Source organism: Rhizobium sp. CBN3, from assembly GCF_030518245.1.
GTDB classification, from domain to species: domain Bacteria; phylum Pseudomonadota; class Alphaproteobacteria; order Rhizobiales; family Rhizobiaceae; genus Rhizobium; species Rhizobium aethiopicum_A.
Genome location: NZ_JAULSE010000006.1, coordinates 144,677 through 168,603 on the forward strand (window position 1 = coordinate 144,677; position 23,927 = coordinate 168,603).

The 23,927-nt window shown below is 62.9% G+C and carries 21 protein-coding genes; 9 read left to right on the top strand and 12 right to left on the bottom strand.

What is annotated here, in order from left to right:
• From QWJ46_RS11910 to mutS, 3 genes are all read right to left on the bottom strand, one after another.
• Positions 1–2,904, bottom strand: coding sequence for a [protein-PII] uridylyltransferase (locus QWJ46_RS11910; RefSeq protein ID WP_302751281.1), 2,904 nt, complete (start codon positions 2,902–2,904; stop codon positions 1–3).
• Positions 2,905–3,034: 130 nt separating this feature from the next.
• A complete protein-coding gene (locus QWJ46_RS11915; protein ID WP_184458106.1) occupies positions 3,035–3,310 on the bottom strand; it encodes a hypothetical protein in 276 nt (91 codons plus the stop codon).
• Between the two features lie 11 nt (positions 3,311–3,321).
• Positions 3,322–6,048 (bottom strand): DNA mismatch repair protein MutS, encoded by a 2,727-nt coding sequence (gene mutS, locus QWJ46_RS11920; RefSeq protein ID WP_302751282.1) that lies wholly within the window; start codon positions 6,046–6,048, stop codon positions 3,322–3,324.
• 113 nt (positions 6,049–6,161) lie between these two features.
• Here mutS and QWJ46_RS11925 point away from each other — a divergent pair, with 113 nt between their 5' ends.
• On the top strand, positions 6,162–8,444 hold the full coding sequence (locus QWJ46_RS11925) for an NADP-dependent malic enzyme (RefSeq protein ID WP_184458110.1): 2,283 nt from the start codon (positions 6,162–6,164) through the stop codon (positions 8,442–8,444).
• A gap of 224 nt (positions 8,445–8,668) precedes the next feature.
• Here QWJ46_RS11925 and QWJ46_RS11930 read toward each other — a convergent pair whose 3' ends face one another.
• The 6 genes from QWJ46_RS11930 to QWJ46_RS11955 all read right to left on the bottom strand — a co-directional run bounded on the left by QWJ46_RS11930 (position 8,669) and on the right by QWJ46_RS11955 (position 15,143).
• Positions 8,669–9,544: a GNAT family N-acetyltransferase gene (locus QWJ46_RS11930; RefSeq protein WP_302751283.1), complete on the bottom strand. Its 876-nt coding sequence runs from the start codon at positions 9,542–9,544 to the stop codon at positions 8,669–8,671.
• A 110-nt stretch (positions 9,545–9,654) separates the two neighbouring features.
• Complete coding sequence (locus QWJ46_RS11935; RefSeq protein WP_302751284.1) at positions 9,655–11,937, bottom strand: hybrid sensor histidine kinase/response regulator; 2,283 nt, start codon at positions 11,935–11,937, stop codon at positions 9,655–9,657.
• Between the two features lie 55 nt (positions 11,938–11,992).
• Positions 11,993–12,496, bottom strand: coding sequence for a signal peptidase II (lspA, locus tag QWJ46_RS11940; protein ID WP_302751285.1), 504 nt, complete (start codon positions 12,494–12,496; stop codon positions 11,993–11,995).
• Complete coding sequence (locus QWJ46_RS11945; RefSeq protein ID WP_302751286.1) at positions 12,493–13,353, bottom strand: RNA methyltransferase; 861 nt, start codon at positions 13,351–13,353, stop codon at positions 12,493–12,495. Before QWJ46_RS11945 ends, lspA begins: the two co-directional genes overlap by 4 nt.
• Positions 13,350–14,447 carry a class I SAM-dependent methyltransferase gene (locus QWJ46_RS11950; protein ID WP_302751287.1) on the bottom strand — a complete coding sequence of 366 codons (1,098 nt, stop codon included), beginning with the start codon at positions 14,445–14,447 and terminating at the stop codon, positions 13,350–13,352. The genes QWJ46_RS11945 and QWJ46_RS11950 overlap by 4 nt, the downstream gene beginning before the upstream one ends.
• 105 nt (positions 14,448–14,552) lie before the next feature.
• A complete protein-coding gene (locus QWJ46_RS11955; protein WP_302751288.1) occupies positions 14,553–15,143 on the bottom strand; it encodes an NUDIX hydrolase in 591 nt (196 codons plus the stop codon).
• Between the two features lie 103 nt (positions 15,144–15,246).
• Here QWJ46_RS11955 and QWJ46_RS11960 point away from each other — a divergent pair, with 103 nt between their 5' ends.
• Both QWJ46_RS11960 and QWJ46_RS11965 read left to right on the top strand, forming a co-directional pair.
• Positions 15,247–15,702 carry a carbon monoxide dehydrogenase subunit G gene (locus QWJ46_RS11960; protein WP_302751289.1) on the top strand — a complete coding sequence of 152 codons (456 nt, stop codon included), beginning with the start codon at positions 15,247–15,249 and terminating at the stop codon, positions 15,700–15,702.
• 58 nt (positions 15,703–15,760) lie between these two features.
• A complete protein-coding gene (locus QWJ46_RS11965) occupies positions 15,761–16,195 on the top strand; it encodes a GNAT family N-acetyltransferase (RefSeq protein ID WP_302751290.1) in 435 nt (144 codons plus the stop codon).
• A gap of 20 nt (positions 16,196–16,215) precedes the next feature.
• Here the strand turns inward: QWJ46_RS11965 and QWJ46_RS11970 are convergent, their stop codons facing one another.
• The 3 genes from QWJ46_RS11970 to sppA form a co-directional block, all read right to left on the bottom strand.
• Positions 16,216–16,548 carry a LapA family protein gene (locus QWJ46_RS11970; protein WP_210629430.1) on the bottom strand — a complete coding sequence of 111 codons (333 nt, stop codon included), beginning with the start codon at positions 16,546–16,548 and terminating at the stop codon, positions 16,216–16,218.
• 129 nt (positions 16,549–16,677) lie between these two features.
• Positions 16,678–16,977, bottom strand: coding sequence for an integration host factor subunit beta (locus tag QWJ46_RS11975; RefSeq protein ID WP_003544934.1), 300 nt, complete (start codon positions 16,975–16,977; stop codon positions 16,678–16,680).
• Positions 16,978–17,006: 29 nt separating this feature from the next.
• Positions 17,007–17,957: a signal peptide peptidase SppA gene (sppA, locus tag QWJ46_RS11980; protein ID WP_302751296.1), complete on the bottom strand. Its 951-nt coding sequence runs from the start codon at positions 17,955–17,957 to the stop codon at positions 17,007–17,009.
• Between the two features lie 223 nt (positions 17,958–18,180).
• Between sppA and lptC the strand changes: the two genes are divergently transcribed.
• The 6 genes from lptC (at position 18,181) to raiA (ending at position 23,870) form a co-directional block, all read left to right on the top strand.
• Entirely contained in the window at positions 18,181–18,846 is a 666-nt protein-coding gene (lptC, locus tag QWJ46_RS11985) for an LPS export ABC transporter periplasmic protein LptC (RefSeq protein WP_302751297.1), read from the top strand.
• A 15-nt stretch (positions 18,847–18,861) separates the two neighbouring features.
• Positions 18,862–19,494, top strand: coding sequence for an LptA/OstA family protein (locus QWJ46_RS11990; RefSeq protein ID WP_085776743.1), 633 nt, complete (start codon positions 18,862–18,864; stop codon positions 19,492–19,494).
• A gap of 37 nt (positions 19,495–19,531) precedes the next feature.
• Positions 19,532–20,308 (top strand): LPS export ABC transporter ATP-binding protein, encoded by a 777-nt coding sequence (lptB, locus tag QWJ46_RS11995; protein ID WP_085776744.1) that lies wholly within the window; start codon positions 19,532–19,534, stop codon positions 20,306–20,308.
• A 141-nt stretch (positions 20,309–20,449) separates the two neighbouring features.
• A complete protein-coding gene (gene rpoN, locus QWJ46_RS12000) occupies positions 20,450–22,009 on the top strand; it encodes an RNA polymerase factor sigma-54 (RefSeq protein WP_184458133.1) in 1,560 nt (519 codons plus the stop codon).
• A gap of 88 nt (positions 22,010–22,097) precedes the next feature.
• Complete coding sequence (locus QWJ46_RS12005) at positions 22,098–23,042, top strand: DMT family transporter (RefSeq protein WP_302751299.1); 945 nt, start codon at positions 22,098–22,100, stop codon at positions 23,040–23,042.
• Between the two features lie 252 nt (positions 23,043–23,294).
• On the top strand, positions 23,295–23,870 hold the full coding sequence (gene raiA, locus QWJ46_RS12010; RefSeq protein WP_085776747.1) for a ribosome-associated translation inhibitor RaiA: 576 nt from the start codon (positions 23,295–23,297) through the stop codon (positions 23,868–23,870).
• The last annotated feature ends 57 nt before the right edge of the window (positions 23,871–23,927 follow it).

A 23,927-nucleotide genomic window follows, 5' to 3' on the forward strand; every position in this document is an offset into this window, starting at 1 on the left:
TCATGCGGGAGAATCGGCTTTCTTTTCGGCTGCGGGTGACGTCCGGGTGGCGGCAGGCGCGATGATGCCGGAGGGCATGCGCTCGCGCAGCTCGTCCTGCTCCTCCGCCATTACGGCCTTCATGCGGGCGGTGATATTGGCGCGCTTGCTGTCGCCGGATATTTTCTGACCCACGAGGTCGGTGACGTAGAAGGTGTCGATCACCTTCTCGCCGAAGGTGGTGATGCGCGCCGACTGGATGTCAAGCGACAGATCGGAGAGCACGGCAGTGATCTCCGACAGCAGGCCCGGCCGGTCGAGGCATTCGACCTCGATGACCGTGAACTTGTTCGACAGGCTGTTGGTGATGTTGACCGAGGGCGGAATGTCGAAAGCCTTGCTTCTCTTGCGGTTGCGCGTGCGCGTGGCGATGACCTCGGGCAGGCGCTTGCGGCCGGCCAGTACATCCTCGATCATCCGCCCGATCGTGGCGGCGCGGCGCAGCTCGTCGGCATCGTCGGCAAATTCACGGCTGACATGGATCGTATCGAGTGCCCGTCCGTCCGAGGTCGTGAAGATCTGGGCGTCGACAATGTTGGCGCCAGCCGCAGCACAGGCGCCGGCAATGACGGCGAGCAGCCTGGGATGGTCGGGCGACAGCACGGTGATCTCAGTGATGGCGTGGAAGCTGTCGGTGCGCACCATGGTGGCGAGCGCCTGGCCGGCTTTGTCGGCCTGGCGGATGAAGTGGGCGTGGCGGAGCTGGTCTTCCAACGGCACGGAGAGCAGGTAGGGCTGGTAATGCAGCTTCGTATAGGTGTTGCGGTCCTTCTGGCTCCAGTCGGAAAGCGCGCCGCGCAGCGCCTCGGCGGCGGCATTGGCCCGCTCTTTGCGGGAGACTTCCGAAAAGCCGCCGGCCAGCAGCAGCTCGGTTTCGTAATAGAGCGTGCGCAGCAACTGGCCCTTCCAGCCGTTCCAGACGCCAGGACCGACGGCGCGGATATCACAGATCGTCAGGATCAGAAGCATCTTCAGCCGGTCGAGCGACTGCACGCGATCGGCAAAGTCGATAATGGTCTTGCGATCGGTGAGGTCGCGGGTCTGCGCCACCATCGACATCGTCAGATGTTCCTCGATCAACCAGACGACGAGTTCCGTCTGCTTCTGCGACAGTCCGAAGCGGGCGCAGAGCTTGCGGGCGACGCGGGCGCCGGCAATCGAATGGTCCTCCTGGCGGCCCTTGGCGATGTCATGGAGGAGAACGGCGAGATAGAGCGCCTCGCGGTCCTCGATTCCCGAGATCAGCTTGTTGGCGAGCGGATGCAGATCCTCCGCCCGTGACTTGTCGATCTCCGAGAGAACTTCGACGGTGCGGATCAGATGCTCGTCGACCGTATAATGGTGATACATGTTGAACTGCATCATCGCGACGATCTTGCCGAAATCGGGGATGAAGCGGCCGAGCACGCCGGCCTCGTTCATGCGGCGCAGGATCAGCGCCGGGTCGCGCTTCGACGTCAGGATCGACATGAAGAGGCGGTTCGCCTCGTCGTTTTCCCGTAAGCTGCTGTCTATCAGCGCGAGTGAACGGGTGACGCGTTTCAGCGCGTCGGGATGGAATTCCAGCCCGTTGATGTCGGCGACGTGAAAGAGCCTGAGGATGCTGACCGGATCGCGCTTGAAGACATCGGCGTCGGCAAGAGCGATGCGGCCGCGGTCTTCGACGAATTCGACGCTGCCGGCGATTTTGCGGGTGCGATGGGTAAAGCGGCTGATGACGCCGGTGAGGCCCGGGATCGACTTCGCCTGCTGGTCTTCGAGTGCCGCGCACAGGATGCGGGTGAGATCGCCGACATCCTTGGCCACCAGGAAATAGTGCTTCATGAAACGCTCGACCGCCGAAAGGCCTGGGCGGGTGTGATAACCGAAGGCCTCGGCGATCTCGCGCTGGATGTCGAAGGACAGCCGCTCCTCGGCCTTGCCTGTCAGGAAGTGCATATGGCAGCGCACCGCCCAGAGAAAATCGTCGGCTTTCTCAAGCAGGCGATACTCGTGTTTCGACAAGACGCCGAGCTTGATCAGCTCCGCCTGGTCGCGCACGTGGTAGTAATATTTCGAGATCCAGAATAGCGTGTGCAGGTCGCGAAGCCCGCCCTTGCCTTCCTTGACGTTGGGCTCGACGAGGTAACGCGTGTCGCCCGCCTTGCGGTGGCGCTCGTCGCGCTCGGCCAGTTTGGCGGCGATGAATTCCGGGCCGGTCCCGGTGACGATCTCCTTGTCGAAACGGGCTTCGAGCTCGGTTTCCAGCCGCTGCAGGCCGCAAATATAGCGCATCTCGAGGATCGCGGTACGGATCGTCATGTCGGACTTGGACAGCGCGATGCATTCCTCCACCGTGCGGGTGGCGTGGCCGACCTTGAAGCCCATGTCCCAGAGCACGTAGAGCATGAATTCGACCGCCTTGTGCGTCTCCTCCGCCGGCCGCGGCGGGAAGAGGAAGAGCAGGTCGATATCGGAGCCCGGCGCCAGCGTGTCACGGCCGTAGCCGCCGACGGCGGTCACCGCGAATTTGTCCTTCTGCAGCGGAAAGATATGGGCAGTGGCGAAATTGTAGAGGACGGTGATGATCTGGTCCTGCAGCCAGGAAATCCGATAGGCGCAATTGAGACCGCTGCCGTCGGCGGCAAGGGCCGCGCGCGCCTTCTGCCGTCCGTCCGTGCTCGCCTTTTTCAGCGCCGCGAGAAGATCGGCGCGCATGATGTCGGGTCGGTTCCGATTGGCCTCGGCAACGGCGTCGCACTGCTTCTGCAAGAGCTCGGCGTCGAGGATCTCCGAGAAATCGAGGTTGCGCGTCGCGCTCACAGGGCTGGTTTCCTGTTCATGCCGGGCTGCCTGATCGAGGCTCGCCTCACGTTTCGTCTGCATGCGCTATAACCTCTTTGCCCGGCGATTGACACGGGCCTTCGTACTGCAAGAACCTTTAAATTTGGCGAAATGGTGTTGCCATGCTGCGATGCGGGACGCTTGCCGCGACCGGCGGCCTTTCCGTAAGGCCTCAGTCTGCGACCTGCGCATGCAGCGAATACAGCACCTGCCGGGTCTCGCGCTGGATCTCCTCGAGCGTCACCCTGTCGCACTCGCGGTAGCCCGCCTTGGCGATCGACGTTCCGAGTTCGGAGATCATAGCGCAAGAGCGGGTGATTTTCAGCAGGCCGATCGGCGATGTCCAGCCGCGCGCGTTGCGGTCCTTGTCGGCGCGCCGCATCGTGTCGAGCATGGAGCAGATGAGCGACAGGCGCTCGGTTTCGCGAACCAGCTTCTCCATGAACATGGGCTGCGCTCCTATTTCAGCTTTTTCTTGAGATCGTAGAGCGCATCGAGCGCCTCGCGCGGCGTCATGTCGTCGAGGCTCATCGCCTTCAGCGCCTCTTCGACCTTGGAGGCGCCGCGGGCCGTGTCCTCGCGGCGCACCGCCACCTGGAAGAGCGGCAGATCGTCGATCAGCTGGCTCGCCGGGTTCTTGCGGTCGGCATCTTCGAGGCGGGTGAGCACGTCGCGGGCCCGCGACACGACCGAGGCCGGAAGCCCGGCAAGACGTGCGACCTGAATGCCATAGGAGCGGTCGGCGGCCCCCGGGCCGACCTCGTGCAGGAAGATCACGTCGCCGTCCCATTCCTTGACGCGCATCGTCGCGTTCGATAGCCGGCCAAGCTTTTCCGAAAGCACGGTCAACTCGTGGAAATGCGTGGCGAAGAGGCCGCGGCAGCGATTGGCCTCGTGCAGGTGCTCGACGGCGGCCCAGGCAATCGACAGCCCGTCGAAAGTGGCGGTGCCGCGGCCGATTTCGTCGAGGATGACGAGCGAACGGTCGCTCGCCTGGTTGAGAATGGCAGCCGTTTCCACCATCTCGACCATGAAGGTGGAGCGTCCGCGCGCCAGATCGTCGGAGGCGCCGACGCGCGAGAACAGCCGGTCGACGATGCCGATATGGGCCGATGTCGCCGGCACGAAGGAGCCCATCTGCGCCAGGATCGCGATCAATGCGTTCTGACGCAGGAAGGTCGATTTACCGCCCATGTTGGGGCCGGTCAGCAGCCAGATCGCGCCGTCCTTGTCGCCTGTTTTCGGCGAGAGGTCGCAATGATTGGCGACGAAGGGGCCGCCCGCCTGCCGGCGCAGCGCCTGCTCGACGACCGGATGGCGCCCGCCTTCGATCGCAAACATCTTCGAACCGTCGACCTGCGGCCGGCAATAGGCCTGTTCTTCGGCGAGCAGCGCCAGGCCCGCGGCGACGTCGATCACCGCAAGCGCCCGCGCGCCCGCCGTGATTGCTTCGGCTTCAGCCACCACGGCCGCCGTCATCCTGTCGAAGGCGTCGAGTTCGATCGTCAGCGCCCGATCGGCGGCATTGGCGATGCGGCTTTCGAGATCGGCAAGTTCGGTGGTGGTGAAGCGCATGGCGCTCGCCATCGTCTGGCGGTGGATGTAACGGGCCTTTGCCTCGGCCGTCTCCGTCATCGGGGCGGCATTGCCGGCGGTCACCTCGATGAAATAGCCGAGGATATTGTTGTGCTTGATCTTCAGCGACCGGATGCCGGTTTCCTCGGCATATTGCAATTGCAGCCCGGCGATCACCCGGCGCGACTGGTCTCGCAGCGCCCGGACCTCGTCGAGCTCGGCGCTCGCGCCGTCGCGCAGGAAACCGCCGTCGCGTTTCAACAGCGGCAATTCATCGGCGAGCGTCTCGGCAAGCAGGGTCTCGAGGCCCGCGGGAAGGGCCTGCAGCCCGCAGAGCGCTTGATCAAGCTCTTCCGGAAGCATCGCGCTTGCAAGCAGATCGGCAAGTCCGCCGGCCGCTTGCAGGCCCTGGCGAATTGCGGCGAGATCGCGTGGCCCGCCGCGGTCGAGCGCCAGGCGGGACAGCGCGCGCGGCATGTCGGGCACATGTTTCAGCGTGTCGCGGAGCTTGCCGCAGAGCGAGGGCTCTTCGATCAGGAAGCCGATCGAATCGAGCCGCGCATTGATGCGAGCGGGGTCGGTCAGCGGCGACATCAGCCGTTCGGCGAGAAGCCGTGCGCCGCCGCCGGTGACGGTGCGGTCGATTGCCTTCAGGAGCGAACCGTTGCGATCGCCCGACAGCGTTCGGGCAAGTTCCAGATTGGCGCGGGTGGCCGGATCGATGAAAAGCGTGGACGCCGCGCTTTCCCTCTCCGGCTTTCCAAGCGGCGGCCGTTCGGCGATCTGCGTCTTCTCGACATAAGCGACGGCGGCCGCCGCCGCCGCCAGCTCGGCGCGCGAGAAGCTGCCGAAGCCGTCGAGGGTCGAGACGCCGAAATAACGCGCGATCCGGCCTTCGGCGCTGGCGCTGTCGAAGAGCACGGAAGGCTGCGGAACTGCGGTTCGGCCAAGCACGTCGAAGACCGGCTTGAGCTCGGCATCGTGGAAGATCGTGTCGGGCAGGATCAATTCGCGCGGATCGATGCGCAGGATGTCGGCAAGCAGCCGCGAGCTTTCCGTCTCGGCAAGCCGGAAGACGCCTGTGGAAATGTCGATCCAGGCGAGCGCCAGCTGCGGCTCGGCGCCGCCACGGATGCGGGCAAGCGCCATCAGATAATTCGATTCCGAAGGCGAGAGCAGCTTCTCCTCGGTGATCGTGCCTGGTGTGACGAGACGGATCACGTCGCGTTTGACGACCGATTTGGCGCCGCGTTTCTTGGCCTCGGCCGGATCCTCGATCTGTTCGCAGACGGCGACGCGGAAGCCGAGCGAAATCAGCTTCTGCAGATAGTCGTCGGCCGCATGCACGGGCACGCCGCACATCGGAATATCCTGGCCCATGTGCTGGCCGCGCTTCGTCAGCGTGATGCCGAGCGCGCGCGAGGCCTCCAGCGCATCCTCGAAGAACAGTTCGTAGAAATCGCCCATGCGATAGAACAGCAGCGAACCCGGATTGTTCGCCTTGATCTCGATATATTGCTCCATCATCGGCGTCGCCGAGGCGCGGCTTTCCGCCGTGGCGAGCTCGGCAGCCGAAAAGGCTTCATTCCCAATGTCTATTCGTGCGTTCACGGAGGTGCAGTTTTTCCCAAAAAAACAGGTGCCAACCCTATCCGCGCGCCGCTATAGATGACAACTGCATTTGAGGAAGAGCGAAGCGTCGCCCACAGGACGTTGGAGGATTTATGCCCGATATCGACAATAAGGACCGGCCGGTGACCTCGGTGACCGATCAGGAGGCGCTTGATTTTCACGCCATGGGCCGCCCCGGCAAGCTGGAGATCAACCCGACCAAGCCGATGGCGACGCAACGCGACCTCTCGCTCGCCTATTCCCCGGGCGTCGCCGTGCCGGTCAAGGCAATCGCCGCCGATCCGCAGACCGCCTATGACTATACCGCGCGCGGCAACATGGTCGCCGTCATATCGAACGGCACGGCGATCCTTGGCCTCGGCAATCTCGGCGCGCTCGCCTCCAAGCCGGTCATGGAGGGCAAGTCGGTGCTCTTCAAGCGCTTTGCCGACGTCGATTCCATCGATCTCGAGATCGATACGGAAAATGTCGACGAGTTCATCAATTGCGTGCGCTTCCTCGGCCCCTCCTTCGGAGGCATCAATCTCGAGGACATCAAGGCGCCGGATTGCTTCGTCATCGAGAGCCGGCTGCGCGAGCTGATGGACATCCCGGTCTTCCACGACGACCAGCACGGCACGGCGATCATCGCCGCCGCCGGCCTGATCAACGCGCTGGAACTGACCGGCCGCGACCTGAAGACGACGAAGCTCGTCTGCAACGGCGCCGGCGCTGCGGCGATCGCCTGCGTCGAACTCATCAAGGCGATGGGCTTTGCGCCCGAGAACATCATCCTCTGCGATACCAAGGGCGTCATCTATCAGGGCCGCACCGAGGGCATGAACCAGTGGAAATCGGCGCATGCGGCAAAAACCGACGCGCGCACGCTGGAAGAGGCGATGAACGGCGCCGACGTTATTTTCGGCCTGTCGCAGAAAGGCGCCTTCTCGGCCGAGATGATCCGTTCGATGGCCGACCGGCCGATCATCTTCGCCATGGCCAATCCCGATCCCGAGATCACCCCGGAGGAGGTCGCCCGCATCCGCGACGACGCCATCATGGCGACGGGGCGTTCCGATTATCCGAACCAGGTCAACAACGTCCTCGGTTTTCCCTATATCTTCCGCGGCGCCCTCGATGTGCGCGCCTCCACCATCAACGACGCGATGAAGATCGCCGCCGTCAAGGCGCTGGCAAACCTTGCCCGCGAGGATGTGCCGGATGACGTCGTCGCCGCCTATCAGGGCAACCGCCCGCGTTTCGGGCCGCAATACATCATTCCGGTTCCCTTCGATCCGCGCCTGATCTCGGCAATCCCGGTGGCGGTCGCGGAAGCCGCGATCGAAAGCGGCGTCGCCCGCAAGGTCATCACCGACATGGCCGGTTACGCCCGCGAGCTTTCGGCGCGCCGCGATCCGATCGCCTCGACGCTTGCCAGCCTCTACGAACGTGTGCGCCGCCGCCCGAAGCGGATCGTCTTTGCCGAGGCCGAGGAAGAACAGGTCCTGCGCGCTGCCATGTCCTACGCCAACCAGCAGCTCGGCACCGCCATCCTGCTCGGCCGCGAGGATCTGATCCGGGCGACGGCGGAGCGCGCCGGCATCGATCTCAACCGGCCCGGCCTTGAGATCGTCAACGCCCGTATCTCGACCCGCGTCGAGGCCTATATCGATTATCTCTATGCCCGGCTGCAGCGGCGCGGTTACCTCCATCGCGATGCCCAGCGCCTGATCCACAATGACCGTAACCACTTCGCCGCCACCATGGTGGCACTCGGCGACGCCGACGGCATGGTGACGGGCATCACCCGCAACTATTCCACCGCGCTCGAGGATGTACGCCGCTGCATCGACGAGAAGCCTGGCCACCGTGTCATCGGCGTGTCGCTGGCGCTCTGCCGCGGCCGCACGGTCTTCGTCGCCGATACGGCCGTGCATGACATGCCGACGGCCGAGGAGCTTGCCGATATCGCCGAAGAGGCTGCCGGTCTCGCACGGCGCATGGGTTATCAGCCGCGCGTCGCCTTGCTTGCCTATTCCACCTTCGGCCATCCCTCCGGCGAACGCTCCGAGCGGGTGCGCGAGGCGGTGAAGATCCTCGACCGCCGCCGGGTCGATTTCGAATATGACGGCGAAATGGCCGCCGATGTCGCTCTGAACCGCAAGGTGATGGAGCAATATCCCTTCTGCCGGCTTTCCGGCCCCGCCAATGTCCTCGTCATGCCGGCCTTCCACTCGGCCTCGATCTCGACGAAGATGTTGCAGGAACTCGGCGGCTCCACTGTGATCGGCCCGATCCTCGTCGGCCTGGATAAGCCGGTGCAGATAACCTCGATGGGCGCCAAGGACAGCGACATCGTCAACATGGCGGCGATCGCCGCCTATGGCGGTTCGTAAGAGAAGATCCGGGAGAACAGCCCCTCATCCGGCTGCCGCCACCTTCTCCCCGCTCGCGGGGAGAAGGGCATGTGCCGCGACCTTTCCGTCCCCCACCAATGTCTCGTGGGGCACGTCCCCTCTCCCCGTTCTTACGGGGAGAGGGTTAGGGTGAGGGGCAAAAAGCGCGGATAGGACAGCAGCGCGACGACGCGAGGATCACGGCAAAACCGCTGGAATTCCGATCAGCTTGCGAAGCGGCCGGCGTCGGCGCCGTAGTAATTCAAGTAGCGGTCGGAAATGCTGGAGATCGGCAGCACGATCAGCACGTCGGTCGTGTTGAAGGCGTGGTCGATGACCGCGCTCGAGCCGACCATCGCGCCGAGTCTGAGATAGCCCTTGATCAACGGCGGCAGGGCCATCAGCGCCCGCTTCGGGTTGACGGCCTCGGGCGGCATCAGGTCCATGTTGCGGGCGAGATGCGGCAGTGCGCCGATGGCCCACTCATCCTTCGCCAGCACATTGTGGTAGAGGAAGGACAGCGCCAGCGCGTGGCTTTCGAGAAAGACGCCGGGGAACGAGGCGCAGCCGAACATGGCGCTCATGCCGTGCTTCAGCGCATAAGCCCAGTTGCCCTGCCAGAGAAGCTCGACGGTGCGTTTGGTGCGGTATTCCGGCAGCACGCAGGAGCGTCCGAGTTCCATGAAACGCTTGTCCGGATGCCTGGCGAGGAGGCTCTCGATTTCGAATTCGGACGCCGAGTAAAAACCGCCATTGGCGATCGCGACATCCTGGCGCAGCAGCCGGTAGGTGCCGACGATCTGGTCTTCCGGATCACCCTCGAGCGAGCGGTCGAGAACGAGAAGATGGTCGCAGAAAGAGTCATAGGCATCGAAATCGCGTTCGCGCCGCATGGCTTCCGGCGGCAGCTGCGCCTTCATTTCTTCGACGAAGACGCGGTAGCGCACGGCCTGGGCCGCATCGATCTCGCGTGCCGTGCGGGCAAGGCGGGTTTCGAGATTGCCGATCCGGCCGAGGATGTCGCCGTCTTGCTGCGCAGCCGTCGACGGCCGTGAAGCCTCCGCGGTAACGTCACGATTCAGGATGTCGATGGAGGACATGGCGATTCTCCCGTTGCCGGCTTATCGACGCCATAAAACACTTCTGTGCGACAGGAAAGTGACATATTGAATTTCCCGGCGCAAGCCGCCTGCATAGTCAATTCAGCGACCTACCGCGCTTCTGCCCGGCGGGCGGAAAGGGCGGCGACCGCCTGAACTTCCGTCAGTAGCCGCACCGGATCGACCGGCTTTACCATGACGCGGTTGGCGCCATTGAGCAATACCTGGCGGCGCGACTCGTCGCTCTTGTCGGCGGTGAGCACGATCACCGGCACCGGGGCAAGATCGAGCCGCCTTTCGTGGCCGCGCAGCCGCCCCAGCATATCGATGCCGTTGCCGCCCGGCATCGACAGATCGCTGATGATGATGTCCGGCCGGGCGTTCGCATCGCCAAGGGCGCAATCGAGAAGCGTCTCGAAATCTTCGACATGGTGCACCTTGTGTCCGCCCTTTTCGAGGACGACGCGCACCAGCATCGCATTGATCGGATCGTCCTCGCCGAGCAGGATGCGCAGGCCGTGAGCGGCAATCACGGCCTCGGCCATCGGCAGGCCGAAACCCGGCTGGTTGTCGTTTAGCGCATCGCGCTTCTCCATGCCGCGCATGCGCCCGCGCAGCACGTCGATCAGCGACTGTTCGCGCAGCGGCCGGATGAGCCAGGCATCAAACAGGTCGAGCGGATGGGCGCTGCGCTCTTCCGGATTGACGAGCAGGACCTTGCGCAGGCCGAGGGCAGCGATTTCGGCGCGATCGGCGATGTGCGCTGAAAATTCCGCCGACATGCGATGATCGACGATGATATCGGTCGGCCGGCGGCCGCCGCTGGCCATTCCGAGCAGCCTCGCGCGCGCAGCCTCGCCGGTGTCGACGAGATGGCAGATGCCGCCGAGAGCGGTGATCGTTTCCGCAATGGCGGAGCGGGCAGCTCCCGCCGGCGCCAGCAGCACGACGCTGTTGCCGGAAAGCAGCGTGTTTCGCCGCTCGGAGCGCTCGCTGTCGAGTTCAATCGGGAAGCGGATGGTGAATGTGCTGCCTTTGCCCTTTTCGCTGGTGACCGTCAGGGCGCCGTCGAATTCGCGCATGATGCGGGCGGAGATGGCAAGACCGAGCCCGGTGCCGCCGCTCTTGTCGGCAACGTTTCCACCCTGTTCGAACTCGCCGAAGACGCGCGCCTGCTCCTCCGCCGTCATCCCCGGACCGGTGTCGGTGACGGTGATCAGGAGGTTACCGGCATCGAGCGATACGCGGATGAAGACGCCGCCGGCCTGGGTGAATTTGACGGCATTGCCGATGACGTTGAACAGAACCTGGCGCAGCCGCGCCGCATCGAAGCTCATTTTCTCCGGAACGTCTGATGACACGGTGGCGCCGATCTCTATGCCCTTTTCATGCGCCCGGTGGGCGAGCATTTCGACAACGCTTTCCAGAAGCTTCCGCAGCGATTCCGAGCGCGGGTGAAGCTCGAAGCGGCCGACCTCGATGGTGGAAAAATCGAGCAGATCCTCGACAAGCTGCGTCAAGGCGTGGCCGGACTGGCGGATGTTGGCCAGATAATTCTGCTGCTCCTGCGTCAGCCGCGTTTCCGCGAGCAGGTGCGTCATGCCGAGAATGCCGGAAAGCGGCGTGCGCACTTCGTGGCTGACTGTTGCAAGTAGTCGGGATTTCGCGGCGCTGTTATACTCGGCCTTCTGGCGGGCGGACTCGCGGCTCTGCGCGACGAGTCGCTCCTCCGTCACATCACGGGCGACGCTCTGCAGCAGCAGATGGCCGCTGCCCGGATCGCGGGTGACGACGTCGCGCCAGAGGAAAATACGCTGGCCTTCCGGCGTCGAGATCTCGACGTCATAGCAGTGCGGGATCGGGCCGGGGCGGAAGGCAAGCCCGATCTCTTCGCAGGTCCGCCCTTCCGGACGCAGCCGGCCGGTCAGACGGCGAAACGTGTCGTTGGCCGAGATGATGCGCCGGTCCATGGCACGGGTGAGGGTGATGTCGCCGAGCACGTCATGCACCTCGGCGAAGAGCTTCGCGCCATCATTGCCGTTCGGAGTGGATCGACCGGCCGGCTGCCCGCTTCTCTGCCGGCGAACCATCAGCACGGCATAACAGGCGATGACGGCAAGGCCGAGAGCGACGAGGCCGCCCGAAAGGAGCAGCGGCTCGCCGGCATGGGCGAGCAGCGTCAGGATCATCGCGGCCAGAAAGCCCGCGCCGCTCAGCCAATAGAACAGCAGGCGCCGCGTCGCTGCAGGCCCTGATAGGGGCGCAGCACCCGTGCGCGCTGTCGATGCGCCGGGACGCGGAGAGGGTTCCTCCGTCCGCTCTTGATGCGGCTTGACGGCGGTTCCGCCGAAGGCGGCGGACAATCTTTCCTGCAACTGTCCCAGACTCTGCATGCTATCTCGATAACATGAGGCTTGTTCCGAATGCCTTCAGGAATTCGATAAGATTTTAGCGGCCTGCCTTTTTCGGCAGCAGCAGCTCCTCGAGAATGACGCAGCCGGCGCCGATGGTGATGAAACTGTCGGCGAGATTGAACACGGCGAAAGACCAGCTTTCGGTGTAGAAGAGGATGTAGTCGATCACATGCCCGTAGGCGAAGCGGTCGACAAGATTGCCGATCGCCCCGGCAATGATCAGTGCATAGCCGAGATGGGCGAGCCAGCGGTCTTTTGCCGTGCGGTACCACAGCCAGACGACGAAGGCGACGATGACGAGCCGCATGCCGACGATGAACCAGCCGTCCATGCCCTCCAGCATCGAAAAGGCGACGCCGAGATTATAGGTGCGGTAGAGCGCCAGCATCGGAATGACGGGCACGGCTTCCTGCAGCGGCAGGTAATGATCGGCGGCGACCTTCACGGCCTGGTCGATCAGAACGGCGAAGAGGATGAAGAAGAGGATCGGCGCCGGGCGCGAAAACAGTGCGGGGCGTGCATGCGTCGGTTCGGTCATTTGCCCTCGGCAAGTGAGAGGAGATGGCGGCGCGCCTCGAAAAGCATGACGGCGGTGGCGACGGCGAGGTTGAGGGAGTCGGCGCGACCCTGTTGCGGGATGCGGGCAAGCGCATCGGCTTCCCGGGCGAGCTGGTCCGGCAGGCCGGATTGTTCGTTGCCCATGAGGAGTACGGTGGGCTTTTTCCGGTAGTCGATCGTGCGATAATCGACCGCGCCGGCCAGATGGGTGGCGACGATGGAAACGCCGGCCGACTTCCGCCAGGCGAGAAATTCCTCCGGCGTCGCTCGCGCGACCGGAACGGCGAAGACCGAGCCCATGGTTGCCCGCACGGTCTCCAGCGAGAAGGGATCGGTCGTCTCGCCGATGAGAATGATGCCGGCCGCGCCGGCCGCATCGGCCGTCCGGATGATGGTGCCGAGATTGCCGGGATCACGCACCCGGTCGAGCGCCACCCACGTCTCACCCTCCTGCGGCCGAATGCCCTTGAGTGGCGTCCAGCGCTGCTCGAAGATGCCGACGACCATTTGCGGGTTGTCGCGCCGCGTGATCGCGGCAATCACCTTTTCACTGACTTCGAGCACCAGCCCGCCCGAGGCGACGGTCCTCGCCGCCATCTGCTCGACCAGCGGCTTGCCCTTGGCGGACTTGGCATAGACAAGCGTGCGGATCGTCCAGCCGAGCTCGATCGCATCGATGACGAGCTTCAGCCCTTCGGCGAGGAAAGTCCCGCTTTCCTCCCGCGACTTCTTGTTGGTCAGCGCCTTGATGTCCTTGATGATCGGATTGGCGAGCGAGGTGACTTCCTTCACCTGCCCGACCCTGCGTGGCCCCTGATCGTGGAAGTCCTTGCTCATTTCGGCACCCAGCGGGAAAAGAGGGAGGTGGAAAGCGCGCGCCCCGGCGTTTTGCCGTCGAGGCCTGCCTCGCGAATCACCAGCTCGCCGGATTCGACCGCGCCGCCGACGCCGCGCATCGTTTCGCGCATCAGCTCGTGGATCGAATAGAAGCTGGCGCGGATCGAATAGGCCGTCAGCACCAGGCCGACCGCCTTCGGCGACAGGATTTCGCGGCAGACATCGAGCATCAGCGGCAGATGCTCGAAGAGATGCCAGACTTCGCCATTGGGGCCGCGGCCGAATTTCGGCGGATCGGTCAGGATGATGTCGTACTGGCTGCCGCGCCGTTCCTCGCGCAGAATGAACTTCATCGCATCCTCGCAGATCCAGCGGATCGGCAGCTTCTCCATGCGGCCGAGCGCCTGGTTCTCGCGCGCCCAGCCGATCGCCTTCTTCGAGGCGTCGACATGGGTGACCTCGGCGCCGGCAGCGGCGGCGACCAGCGAGGCGACGCCGGTATAACCGAAGAGGTTCAGCACCTTCAGCGGCCGGCCGGCCTTTTCGACCTGCTCTTTCATCCAGCTCCAGTGGACGATCTGCTCGGGAAAGACGCCGACGTGACGGAAGGAGGTGAAGCGGCCGAGAAAATCGACGCCGAGCAGGTTGAGCGGCCAGGTCTCGCCGAGCGCCTCCCTGGGGAAGCGCCAGCGGCCGGTGCCTTCCTCGTCGGTATCGCCGGTGAAGACGGCATCGACCTTCTCCCAGATCTGCGGCGCCAGCGAAGGCCGCCACAGCGCCTGGGCTTCCGGACGGATGATGCGATAGGGGCCATATTGCTCCAGCTTTTGGCCGTCGCCGCTGTCGATCAGGTGGAAATCGCCGGCGCCGAGCGATTCGAGAATGACAGGCACGCGCTCCGCCGGCCGATCGCCGCTGCGCGTCATGAGCGGGCGCGAAACCGCGGCCGGCGTTGCAGTCTCGCGAACCGTATCGCGTGTGACCGCGGGGCGTGCCACGGGCTTCGGTGCTCGGCCGGCCCGATCGTCCCTGCGGCTTTCACCGGCGGGACCTGATGTCTTCTTCTGGCCCGGCCGGCGTTCTCTTTGTTTCACGTGCTCTTCCGCGTCTCTGTCGGGTTTTTCGTCCTCTAGCCTAGAAGACTGGAGCGGATCAACTGGGCGCCGACCACGCCTGGACAGGTTCTCTTGTGGCGGCGTTCATTTCAAGCCCTCGGATGCGTGCGTGCGAAGCCAGCTTTCCGCCGCATAGAGGGCCGCGACATGCATCGATTGCATGATAACGGCGCCGGACCGCAGGTCGGCAAGGATATCGCCAAGATCTGCAAACAACATGTCGACTTTCTCACCAGGGTCGAAATGGGGTTCGCCTGATCTGTTCAAGCCAAACGCCAGCCAGCTCGTGACTATATTGCTGTGGTTGGCGGCATTCGGATAGGAGGTGAGCAGCTTGACGAAGGTCGAGGCGTCATAGCCGGTCTCTTCCCGCAGTTCGCGCCGCGCTGCCGCCATCGCCGCATCGCCGGCCTCGATGTCAGCGGGTTCGACGCCGCCGGCGACGAGACCGAGGACGATTTCGGCTCGGCCATGCCGGTATTCCCGCGTCAACAGCACGCGTCCGTCGGGCATCAGCGGGATGACGTTGATCCAATCGGGATAATCGAGCACATGGAACGGAGCGACGACGATCCCATCGGCGGTAACGCAATCGTCGCTGCGAAGCCGGATCCAGCGATCCTCGTAGGTGATCCGGCTCGCCGTCACGCTCCAGGGTTTCAATTCGTCGCTCATCGTAATTCTTTCCGATAGAGGCCACCAGATAACATTCCCATCCGCCGTGGCAAAGCGCTTTCCCTCTGGGATAAGATGGGCGAATCGCAGATGGGGCTATCGAATGGATTTCACCGGCGAAGAGTTGATCGCCGCGCCGCGGGACATGGTCTGGGCAGCGCTCAACGATCCGGAGATCATGCTCGGCTGCATTCCCGGCTGCCAGGGCATCGAGCGGCTGTCGCCAAGCGCTTTCGAGGCGACGATCAAGGTGAAGTTCAGCCTGTTGTCTGCCACCTTCCATGGGTTGCTGACGCTTTCCAATATCGATGCGCCGAGAAGCTATACGTTGTCGGCCGAAGGCAAGGGCGGCCTTGCCGGCTTCGCCAGGGGCAGCGCCGATGTCGTGCTCGAGGCGAGGGGCGAGGAGACGATCCTGCACTATAGGGCCAAGGCGGAACTCGGCGGCAGGCTCGCCCAGCTCGGCACACGCCTGCTCGATTCGACCTCGCAGCGGCTGGCCGAAGGTTTCTTCTCGGATTTCAATGCTGCGGTCGTTGCAAAAATGGCTGCGGATTGAGCGCCGAAGGCTTTCGCTACGGCTTGGCGCGGACCTGAGCCTGAGCTATTCCGACATAATGACATGGACCATCAGGCCGCCACGGGCGGAAGACCAGGAAATGCTCGCGGACATCTATCTTTCCGTGCGCCGCCAGACATTCGTCTGGGTCGATCCCGGCAAGTTTCACCGCGAGGATTTCGCCGTCCATACCAATGGCGAGACGATCTTCGTCTGCGAGCATACCGATCGGAGCGTCGCCGGCTTCCTGTCGCTCTGGCCGGAGGACGATTTCATTCATATGCTTTATATAAGGCAGGAATTCCAGGGACTCGGCGCCGGCACGGCGCTGCTCCGGGCACTGCCGGAATGGCCGCAACATAAATATCGGCTGAAATGCCTGGTGAACAACCGGCGGGCGAAGGCCTTCTACCTTTCCCACGGGTTTGCCGTGACCGGCAATGGCGCGTCGCCGGAAGGCGATTATGAGGAGCTGAGCTTTTCTCCGGTTTGACTCAGGGCGGTGAGCCGATCTCACCGCGATGGCAGCTGGCCGGCGATGTCCTCGGCGCGGGACCTGTGACGATCGGCCTCGCCCTGCCAGCGAATGGCTTCCTTGGCCTCGGTGCGGGCGCGCTTGCGGTGTTTGCCCTGGCTGAACCAGGTGGCGGCCGAGCCGATCAGCATGCCTGCTATCAATGCGATGAACAGGAAGACGAAGAAGGGTGCGGAAACCGCAAGCACCTGGTCTTCGGGCCTGAAGGGATTGAAGGCGAGCGTGACGCTCTGCCGGTTGGCGACGCAGAAGACGATGAGGATGACTCCGAGCGGCAGCAGAATCAACAGGTTGACGATCTTCTTGGCCATTTAAGCTCTCCATGCGTCTCATATGCATCGGCCCGAAAATCGATTCCGACTTTCGGGCCGATGCGCTAGCAGAATAGGAAAACGGTGTTCAAGTTCAAGTGCGGTTTCGCCGCAGGCGGCTCGCGCCGCTCAATCCTCTTCGTCAGCCTGGCCGGGATTGAGCCGCTCGCGCAGTTCCTTGCCCGTCTTGAAGAAGGGAACCCACTTCTCCTCGACGAAGACGGTATCGCCGGTGCGCGGGTTACGGCCGGAGCGGGAAGGGCGGTTCTTGACCGAAAACGCGCCGAAGCCGCGCAATTCGACGCGGTTGCCCGCAGCCAGTGCATCGGTGATCTCGTCGAGAACCGCGTTGACGATATTTTCGACGTCGCGATGATAGAGATGCGGGTTGCGTGCCGCAACAATCTGCACCAATTCGGACTTGATCACAGTCGCCCCCTTAAATTATTGATTTCTTATCAATCGTGGCCAACCTGCCAAACTGAAAGCAGCCCGTCAAGAAGCAACTTTGGGGGCAGGATTCCATTGATATCCTGGCCTTTGACGAGATCATCATAACCCAAGATAGTAACCAGCCGCGAAACAGCTCCTGCGAGCAGAAAAGGCGTGTTGCTCTTCTTGTCCCAATCCACCATCGGCAGATCGGTGTCGACGCCGCGCGACTTGAGATAGGCGCGGATTTCCGCCTCGCCGCCGATCGTATCGACGAGCTTCGCCTTCAGCGCCTGCCGGCCGGTATAGATCGTGCCGTCGGCGAGTTTCAGCACCTCATCCCGCGGCAGCTTGCGCCGGTCGGCGACCAGGTCGACGAACCAGTTATAGCTGTCGACCACCATGTTGCGGATCATCGCCTTGGCTTCCTCGCTCGCCTCGTGGAAGGGCGAGGGCTCGGCCTTCAGGGGCGAGGATTTGATCTCCTGCAGCGATACGCCGATCTTGTCGAGCAGCGGCTGGATCTGCGGATACTGGAAGATGACGCCGATCGAGCCGGTGATCGAGCTGTCGCCGGCAATGATGGTGTCGCCGGCGGTGGCGATCATATAGCCGGCGGAGGCGGCCAGCGTGCGCACGTCCGAGACAACAGGCTTCTTGGCTGATATCGCCCGGATCGCATTGAAGATTTTTTCGCCGCCATAGGTCGTGCCGCCGGGCGAGGAGATCGAAATCACCGCGGCCTTTACCTGATCGCTGGTCTCGACCTTCTTCAGCCGCTCCAGCAGCTCGTCGTCATCGACGATCAGCCCCGATATCGTCACATGGGCGATATGCGGGCTTGCCGTGCCGGCTCCGCCGAGGGCGAAGCGGTAAAAGGCAAAACCAAGCGCCACGATGAGGGCGACCGCGACGATGCGCCAGAAGCCGAGCTTGCGGCGCAGCCGCCGGCGATCCGCGATGATCGAACTGTCCATAGAAATCTCCAGCGCTGGCCCGGGGTCGGCATGGCGCCGTTGGGTCCGGTGAAATTGATCGCAGCGGCGCGTACGAATGCCACTTTTGTATGTTTTTCCGTTTTGTTGCTTGTTGCAGAAAAAATTCCATATTGGCAAGCCAATGTAATAATGCGAAACGAACTGTGATTGCCGGCCGCTTTGTTACGCAGGCGGGGCAATCATCGCACATGGAACGAGACCTATGCTCGATACCCTGAAGAACAACGGACATGCCGCTTATGCGGGCTCCGGCAGGAGCCCCTATGGCGATGCGTTGTTCCATTCCGCCCGCGTGCGGCGGCTGAAGATCCTGCTGCCGTTGGCCGCCCTTGTCGTCGCCGGCGCCCTCGCGACGGTGGCCATGGTGAGGCTGTACCTGCCTGAAAACGTCAAGTTTGAAGGCGCCAAGATCGAGAACGGCAAGGTCGTGATGGAAAAGCCGGCAATTGCCGGACGCAACTCCGACGGCGTCAATTATTCCATGCTTGCCGAAAGGGCGCTGCAGGATATCCGCAATCCCGATCTCATCACCCTCGAAACCATCAAGGCCGCCGTGCCGATGAATGACGGGCTGATTGCCCGCGTCATCGCTTCGACTGCCGATTATAATCGCGCCACCGACAACTTGCATATGACGGCTCCCTTCACCCTGGTGCTGAGCAGCGGCCTCAACGCGCAATTCCAGTCCGCCCGGCTCGACATCAAGGGCGGCAACATGCGCAGTGACGATCCCGTCACCATTACCAAGGACAATGCTTCCATTGTTGCGAAGACGCTGGAGATAACCGATAAGGGGCGCGTGATCACATTCGAGGGGAATGTTCGCATGAATGTCGATCCATCCACCATTCATAAACAGGGCACTTAACCAGCCGGGTCACCCATGACAAAAGATTGTCGCATTTCAGCTTGCAAGACGGGCATCGCATTCGTTGCCGGCGCATTTGCCCTTATTCTGACGGTCTCGGGCGCGGGCGCGCAGTCAACCACCATGTCGGGCATGAAGCTTTCCAACGACCAGCCGATCCAGATCGAAAGCGACAAGCTGGAGATCCATGACCAGGAGCACACCGCGCTCTTCACCGGCAACGTCAAGGTCGTCCAGGGCACGACGACGATGCAGTCCGGCAAGATGACCGTCTATTACAAGGACAAGGCGGCGAAGCCGGGCGCCGGCGCGCCGGCTCAACCCGAAGCCAAACCGGAGCAGTCGGCCTCGCTGGCGTCGGGAAGTGCGGATATCGACAAGATCCTGGTGACGGACAAGGTCTACCTGGTCTCGGGCACGCAGACGGCGACTGCCGACGACGGCAATTTCGACATGGCCTCGCAGACATTCATCCTGACCGCGGATCAGGGAAACAAGGTCATTTTGTCGGACGGTCCGAACGTCTTCACCGGCTGCAAGCTGACCGTTCATATGCAAACCGGCCAGGCGGAGCTTGAAAGCTGCGGCGGTCGTGTCCAGATTCAGCTCGATCCCAAATCGCAGCCGAACGCGCAGAAGCAGAACTGAACCGGCCTCCCACGTGAAATTATCATCGCTATCCACCATGTTCGGCAGGCCTGAGCCGCAAGCTGCGGGTGCCGCCGACAAGAGCCGCTATCAGGGAACGCTGATCGCCCGTGGTCTGACCAAGACCTATGCGACGCGCCGTGTCGTCAACGGCGTCTCCCTGGTGGTGCGTCGCGGCGAAGCCGTCGGACTGCTCGGCCCGAACGGCGCCGGCAAGACGACCTGCTTTTACATGATCACCGGCCTGGTGCCGGTGGATGAAGGCACGATCGAGATCGACGGCAACGATGTCACGACCATGCCGATGTACCGCCGCTCGCGCCTCGGCGTCGGTTACCTGCCGCAGGAAGCCTCCATCTTTCGCGGACTGACGGTGGAAGAAAATATCCGCGCCGTCCTCGAAGTGCATGTGAAGGACAAGGCCGAGCGCGAGCAGAAGCTGAACGAGCTGCTGGAGGAGTTTCATATCCAGAAGCTGCGCAAGAGTGCCGCTGTCGCCCTTTCCGGCGGCGAACGCCGCCGCCTCGAAATCGCGCGAGCGCTTGCAACCGACCCGACCTTCATGCTGCTCGACGAGCCCTTCGCCGGTGTCGACCCGATCTCGGTCGCCGATATCCAGAACCTCGTCCACCACCTGACGGCGCGCGGCATCGGCGTTCTCATCACCGACCACAATGTGCGTGAGACGCTTGGCCTCATCGACCGCGCCTATATCATCCACGCCGGTGAGGTGTTGACCCACGGCCGGGCGAATGACATCGTCAACAATCCGGAAGTGCGCCGGCTCTATCTCGGCGACAATTTCAGCCTCTGATCCGGCGCTGATTCACCTTGCCGCGTAGTTCCGCTTGACCAAATGAGATAAAAAAGCAATTTTTGGGCCAACTCGGATTTCCGTGGCCTGAAGCGTGGATCGGGCGCGGTTTCCTGGAGTCGAGGGAGTTTCGCGTCCGTCATGGCACTGTCCGCCAATCTATTTCTGCGCCAGAGCCAGTCCCTGGTCATGACGCCGCAACTGATGCAATCCATCCAGTTGCTGCAGATGACCCATTTTGAGCTCAACCAGTTCATCGCTCAGGAAGTGGAGAAGAACCCGCTGCTCGAATTTCCGTCGAATGACGGCGAGGCGGGCGACGAACGGGCGGCAGGCGAGGACGAGCAGTTCGGTCATTCGCCGGAGGACGCCGGCTCGGACGACGGCGCCGACAATCGCGCCGAGGCGCTGTCGAGCGACTGGTACGACAACGGCGGCAGCGAAAGCACCGGCCGGCTGAACGACGAGCTCGACGCCAATTACACCAATGTCTTTCCCGATGACGGTGGCCCGCAGCGCCTCGATGCACCGGAACTCGTTGGACAGTGGAAATCGATGCCGGGCAGCGCCGACGGCGCCGATTACGATCTCGACGATTTTGTCGCCGGTCAGGTGTCGCTGCGCGATCATCTGGCGCAGCAGATCCCCTTCGTCCTGCCCGATATGAGCGACCGGCTGATCGCCCAGAATTTTATCGATCAGCTCGACGATGCCGGTTACATCCAGGTCGATCTCGTCGAGACCGGCGAGCGGCTCGGCACGAGTCTCCCGCAGGTCGAACACGTGCTCGCCGCCCTCCAGACGCTCGATCCGCCGGGTGTTTTCGCGCGCAGCCTCGCCGAATGCCTGGCGATCCAGCTCCGGCAGAAGGACCGTTACGACCCTGCCATGCAGGCGCTGGTCGAAAATCTCGAACTCCTGGCGCGGCGCGACTTCGCCACGCTGAAGCGGCTCTGCGGCGTTGACGAGGAAGATCTTCTCGACATGCTCGGCGAGATCCGCCAGCTCAACCCGAAGCCCGGCAGCGGTTTCGAGACGGGTGTTTCCGAGGCGATCATGCCCGATGTCGTCGTCAGGCCCTCCGCGGAGGGTGGCTGGCTGGTCGAGCTCAATCCGGATACGCTGCCGCGTGTGCTGGTTAATCAGTCCTATTTTTCCCGCGTGACCCGGAACGGCGAGGATCATGCCTTCCTGTCCGAGTGCCTGCAGAGCGCCAACTGGCTGACCCGCAGCCTCGACCAGCGGGCAAAGACCATCATGAAGGTGGCAAGCGAGATCGTTCGCCAGCAGGACGCCTTCCTGCTGCACGGTGTCGACCACTTGCGGCCGCTGAACCTGAAGACGGTGGCCGAGGCGATCAAGATGCATGAATCCACCGTCAGCCGCGTCACCTCGAACAAATATATGCTGACGCCGCGCGGCCTCTTCGAACTCAAATATTTCTTCACCGTGTCGATCGGCGCCGTCGAGGGCGGCGACAGCCATTCGGCCGAGGCAGTGCGTCACAAGATCCGCGCGCTGATCATGCAGGAGAGCCCGGAGGCGGTGCTCTCCGATGACGATATCGTCGACATGCTGAAGAAGGGCGGCGTCGATCTCGCCCGCCGCACGGTCGCGAAATACCGGGAAGCGATGAACATCGCTTCCTCGGTCCAGCGCCGCCGCGAGAAGCGGGCGCTCGCCAAGGTGGCGGGCTTCTGATGCGGCAGCACGCTTCGATCTTGATCGAAGCATCCACTTCGCAAATTTGCCTATTTCTCCGGTGTCTTGAACGAATATCGATGTGCCTATGACACCGCAAAGTCCGAATCTCGCCAGAGAACTTGTCCTGCTTTTGGTGCTGGCGACCCTCTGGGGTTCTTCCTACACCTTTATCAAAATCGGGGTCGAAACGATCCCGCCGGTGACCTTGATCGCGGTGCGCACATTGATCGCCGGCACCATTCTGCTGGCCGTGCTTCGCCATCGGCACGTCCGCCTGCCGCGCGATCGCGCGACATGGCGCCTGTTCGTCGTTCAGGCCTGCCTGAACAGCGTCTTTCCTTTCACGCTGATCGCCTGGGCGGAGCAGTCCGTCGATGCCGGGCTGGCGGTGATCCTGAATTCGGCGACGCCGATTTTCACCTTCCTGCTGACCGTATCGATAACCCGCCATGAGCAGGCGACGGCGCGAAAGCTTTTCGGCGTCGTCTCCGGGCTTGCCGGCATCTGCCTCGTCATCGGCGTCGAAGCGCTCGGCGGTCTTGGCGAAAGCCTGATGGCGCAGCTCGCCATCATCCTGGCAACCATCTGTTACGCAGGGGCCGCGATTTTCAGCAAGAACTTTAGAGGCCTCGATCCTGCCGTGCCGGCGGCCGGTTCGCTGATCTCGGGCGCGGTCATTCTGATGCCTGTGAGCCTGCTCGTCGACCGGCCCTGGTGGCTCGATCCCTCGGCCGCATCGGTGCTGGCGCTGCTTGCCCTTTCTGCCTTTTCGACGGCGCTTGCCTTTACGATCTATTTCCGCCTCGTTCAGACGCTGGGTTCGGTCGGAACCACGTCGCAAGCCTATCTCCGTGTGCCGATCGGTGTGACGATCGGTATCGTCTTTCTCGGCGAGAGGCTGAGCCCGACGGCGTGGATCGGGCTCACCTGCGTCATTCTCGGCGTCATCGCCATGACGATGCCGCGCGCAACGCAGGCACGAAGCGCGGGAGCTGATGAAGGGAAAGTCGCCGGAAGGCTCCTTCCGTAGGAGATTTGCTACACCTTCTGCGAGCACGCCCGGAGTTGATTCGGCGCCCTATTGACTTTCCGGCAACCTCTGGCTAGAAGCCCGCCGCAATCGTCGCCGTGAACGGCGTTTTGAAGTTATCCCCATCATCCCAAGGGCACCGAGGGCCTACAGGCCTACGCCGATCTTGCTTGAGATTGCGCGAAGTGCTTGGATGAACCCGAGGCTTGGCGTAAACTGATACCCGCAAACGACCATAAGAAGGGAAACTCCATGAGTGTGCGTGTATCCGGGAAACATATGGAAATTGGTGAATCCTTCCGTCAAAAGATCGAGGACCAAATTGGAACGGCCATCACGAAATACTTCGATGGGGGGTATTCCGGCCAGGTGACCGTCGAAAAGGCGAGTTCTCGTTTCTCGGCAGACTGCAAGCTTCATCTCGACAGCGGGGTGGTGCTTCACGCCGCCGGCGAAGCCACGGATCCGCAGCTTGCTTTTGACGCCGCTTCCGAGCGCATCGAGAAACGCCTGCGCCGCTACAAGCGCAAGCTGAAGGACCATCATGCCGGAAACCACCTGAATGGTTTTGCAGAAGTCTCCTACACGGTCATGGACTCCGTTCCTGATCACGAGGATGAAATTCCCGACGATTTCGCCCCGGCAATCGTCGCTGAAAGCACGAAGCAGTTGAAGACCATGTCCGTCGCCACCGCCGTGATGGCGCTCGACATGACCGACGAGCCGCTTCTCCTGTTCCGCAGTCCCGGCAAGGAACATCTGAACATCGTTTATCGTCGGCACGACGGCAATATTGGCTGGATCGATTCGGCCAATATCAAAGGCTGAGATCAGGGTGGTGAGCGGCGGTATCGCCGCCGCTCCTCGCATCAACTGATCCCGGCG

Bases quoted from the DNA above. Each gene is read 5' to 3' on its own strand.
- QWJ46_RS11910 (WP_302751281.1), bottom strand. From the start codon at position 2,904: ATGCAGACGAAACGTGAGGCGAGCCTCGATCAGGCAGCCCGGCATGAA.
- QWJ46_RS11915 (WP_184458106.1), bottom strand. From the start codon at position 3,310: ATGTTCATGGAGAAGCTGGTTCGCGAAACCGAGCGCCTGTCGCTCATC.
- QWJ46_RS11925 (WP_184458110.1), top strand. From the start codon at position 6,162: ATGCCCGATATCGACAATAAGGACCGGCCGGTGACCTCGGTGACCGAT.
- QWJ46_RS11930 (WP_302751283.1), bottom strand. From the start codon at position 9,544: ATGTCCTCCATCGACATCCTGAATCGTGACGTTACCGCGGAGGCTTCA.
- QWJ46_RS11935 (WP_302751284.1), bottom strand. From the start codon at position 11,937: ATGCAGAGTCTGGGACAGTTGCAGGAAAGATTGTCCGCCGCCTTCGGC.
- lspA (WP_302751285.1), bottom strand. From the start codon at position 12,496: ATGACCGAACCGACGCATGCACGCCCCGCACTGTTTTCGCGCCCGGCG.
- QWJ46_RS11945 (WP_302751286.1), bottom strand. From the start codon at position 13,353: ATGAGCAAGGACTTCCACGATCAGGGGCCACGCAGGGTCGGGCAGGTG.
- QWJ46_RS11955 (WP_302751288.1), bottom strand. From the start codon at position 15,143: ATGAGCGACGAATTGAAACCCTGGAGCGTGACGGCGAGCCGGATCACC.
- QWJ46_RS11960 (WP_302751289.1), top strand. From the start codon at position 15,247: ATGGATTTCACCGGCGAAGAGTTGATCGCCGCGCCGCGGGACATGGTC.
- QWJ46_RS11965 (WP_302751290.1), top strand. From the start codon at position 15,761: ATGACATGGACCATCAGGCCGCCACGGGCGGAAGACCAGGAAATGCTC.
- QWJ46_RS11970 (WP_210629430.1), bottom strand. From the start codon at position 16,548: ATGGCCAAGAAGATCGTCAACCTGTTGATTCTGCTGCCGCTCGGAGTC.
- sppA (WP_302751296.1), bottom strand. From the start codon at position 17,957: ATGGACAGTTCGATCATCGCGGATCGCCGGCGGCTGCGCCGCAAGCTC.
- lptC (WP_302751297.1), top strand. From the start codon at position 18,181: ATGCTCGATACCCTGAAGAACAACGGACATGCCGCTTATGCGGGCTCC.
- QWJ46_RS11990 (WP_085776743.1), top strand. From the start codon at position 18,862: ATGACAAAAGATTGTCGCATTTCAGCTTGCAAGACGGGCATCGCATTC.
- lptB (WP_085776744.1), top strand. From the start codon at position 19,532: ATGTTCGGCAGGCCTGAGCCGCAAGCTGCGGGTGCCGCCGACAAGAGC.
- rpoN (WP_184458133.1), top strand. From the start codon at position 20,450: ATGGCACTGTCCGCCAATCTATTTCTGCGCCAGAGCCAGTCCCTGGTC.
- QWJ46_RS12005 (WP_302751299.1), top strand. From the start codon at position 22,098: ATGACACCGCAAAGTCCGAATCTCGCCAGAGAACTTGTCCTGCTTTTG.
- raiA (WP_085776747.1), top strand. From the start codon at position 23,295: ATGAGTGTGCGTGTATCCGGGAAACATATGGAAATTGGTGAATCCTTC.